This window comes from Variovorax sp. P4_D9 (assembly GCF_056401695.1).
The window spans coordinates 1-2,416 of sequence record NZ_JBFUIU010001100.1 but is presented as its reverse complement, the minus strand read 5'-3'; the positions used below and the strand labels follow the sequence as shown (position 1 = coordinate 2,416).

At 64.0% G+C, this 2,416-nt stretch carries 3 protein-coding genes; all 3 read left to right on the top strand.

Going from position 1 to position 2,416, the window contains the following annotated elements:
• The first annotated feature begins 192 nt into the window (after positions 1–192).
• The 3 genes from AC1DY5_RS51475 to AC1DY5_RS51465 are packed head-to-tail and all read left to right on the top strand — an operon-like array spanning position 193 to position 2,401.
• Positions 193–525 carry a hypothetical protein gene (locus AC1DY5_RS51475; protein ID WP_478121989.1) on the top strand — a complete coding sequence of 111 codons (333 nt, stop codon included), beginning with the start codon at positions 193–195 and terminating at the stop codon, positions 523–525.
• Positions 522–1,946: a replicative DNA helicase gene (gene dnaB / locus AC1DY5_RS51470; RefSeq protein ID WP_478121988.1), complete on the top strand. Its 1,425-nt coding sequence runs from the start codon at positions 522–524 to the stop codon at positions 1,944–1,946. Before AC1DY5_RS51475 ends, dnaB begins: the two co-directional genes overlap by 4 nt.
• Entirely contained in the window at positions 1,943–2,401 is a 459-nt protein-coding gene (locus AC1DY5_RS51465) for a hypothetical protein (RefSeq protein ID WP_478121987.1), read from the top strand. The genes dnaB and AC1DY5_RS51465 overlap by 4 nt, the downstream gene beginning before the upstream one ends.
• Positions 2,402–2,416 lie beyond the last annotated feature (15 nt).

Here is a 2,416-nt window from a genome sequence, read left to right as displayed (position 1 = left end):
CTCCAATACCAACCTCGCGCGCCACCACTTCCAGCGCCGAACTCTCCGGCGGCAGCAATCTTGCTACCGCTCGGTCCTTGAATGCTTTTCCGTATCGAGCCACTCTCATCCTTCATCGCCGCCCCCGGGTTCTTGGTTCTATAGAGGCGACAACCATTCTGCCGCGGGGGGCCCCCCACGCCTGGCGGCGCGGTGGGCAAGGCTGCAAAGCCTTCGGCCATCGGATTGCCTGCTTGGCTTGCCATGGTCAAGGGCCAAGGGGAGATGGCCATCCCTGACGACGATCCCGTTGTCGCCTATGCCGAGCAGGTTGGGCTGCCCCACGAATTCCTTGGTTTGGCATGGCGTGAATTCAGGGCGCGGTACTCCCCGCCTGGAGCGAAGCGATACCGAGACTGGCGCGCTGTGTTTCGCAAGGTCGTGCGCGGCAATTGGTTCAAGCTCTGGTACGCCACGAGCGATGGGGGCTACGCCCTCACCACRCAAGGCACTCAGGCGCAGCGTGCAGCGAAGGAGGCAGCATGAACGCCCAGACTGCTCGCTACCATCTGCAGCCGGCGGAGGAAGACCTCGAAGTGGCGCGCCTGCGCACCCCACCGCATTCGATCGAGGCGGAATCCAGCGTGCTTGGCGGCCTGCTGCTCGACAACGGCGCGTGCGATCGCTGCGGCGACCTGTTGGTCGATGTCGACTTCTACCGCCATGAGCACCAGTTGATCTTCGGCGCCATCAGTGCGCTGGGGAATGCGTGCAAGCCGGCCGACGTGGTGACGGTCTTCGAGCACCTGCAACGCGCTGGCAAGGCCGAGGACGCTGGCGGGTTGGTGTACCTGAACCAACTGGCGCAGTACGTGCCGAGCGCGAGCAACATCCGCCGCTATGCCGAGATCGTTCGGGAGCGCGCCATCCTGCGCAAACTGATCTCCGCATCCGACGACATCGCGACGAGCGCCTTCAACCCGCAGGGCAACTCGGTTGATTCCATCCTCGACTCAGCTGCGCAGAAGGTGATGTCGATCCATGTTGATTCGCCACGCGACGAGTGGGTCAGTGCTGTCGAAGGCATGGCCGCGCACGCGGCTTTGCTGGAGGATCGTGCAGACGGCAAGGTGACCTCTTGGCCTACCGGCTTTGCCGATCTGGACGACTACCTCGAGGGCGGCCTCCGCCCAGGCGCCCTGGCGGTGATCGGAGCCAGGCCCAGCCACGGAAAGACAGCCATCGCCATGACTATAGGGGTGCACATGGCTGCGGATCGCGGTGTTGCCCTGCTGAGCATGGAAATGCCGCACCGCGACGTGCGCGACCGCATGACGGCGCTGCTCGGACGTGTCTCCCTGTCCAGCGTGATCAGGCCGAACAAGGGCGATGGCCTGGATTGGAACCGAGTGGTGGAGGGCGTGGAGCGCGCCAGGAGCCTGCGCTACTACGTCTCCGATCAGTCGGGTCTGAATATCAACCAAGTGCGATCGAAGGCCCGCGGCCTCAAGCGCCGCCACGGCCTGGACGTGCTCACCGTGGACTACATCGGGCTGATGGCCGGGCTGGACAGCAAGCAGTCGCGCGCCTATCAGATCGAGGAAATCACAAAGGGGCTCAAGTCGCTGGCGAAGGAACTCGACATCGTGGTGATCGCACTGGCGCAACTCAATCGCGAGGTCGAGAAGCGTGCCAACCGCCGGCCGATGCTCAGCGACTTCCGCGACTCCGGTTCGATCGAGCAGGATGCGGACATCGTTCTGGGGCTGCATCGTGAAGCGGTAGATCGTCCGGATCTGCATGGCGAGTGGCGAGCGTATGCCGAGCTGGCCGTGCTCAAGAACCGCCAGGGACGCACGGGCACCGTCGGCTTGCACTACGACGGCGAGCAGACGCGCTTCTCTTGCTGGGGCGGCCCGCCTCCGTCGCGTGCCGTTGTGAAGAAGTCGGGAGGATTCGACGGATGACGATCGCCAACACCGATCAGCAGATCGTCATCCGCGAGACGCTTGCCGAGTTCACTGGGCTCAAGATGACCATCGTCGACGACCGCATCGGCGTCCTGATCAACAACGGCCAGGTGCATCGCGTGCGCAACGGGGTTTTCGTGCCGGCTGCGAGGCATCCGCCAGCTCGAGCCATCAGCAAGACGGTGATGCCTGACGGTATGGTGAAGATCGAGATCGGCGACGACGTCATCACGCTCACGCCGCGCGAGGATCGGGCTCTCGCCACTTTGCAGGCCGGCGTCGCGGCCCAGTTCGCAGCGATCAATCTCGGGCACCAGGCGACAGCGCTGACTTCGGGTATCAATGAGCGAGTGCTTCGATTGGAGCGAATCGCCACCCGCGAGCAGGAACTTCACGAGACCCTTGAAAGGCGCGCCCGGGCGGATCAGTGCGCAGTGCCGAGCTCTAGTTGAACTCGAGCGACTTAG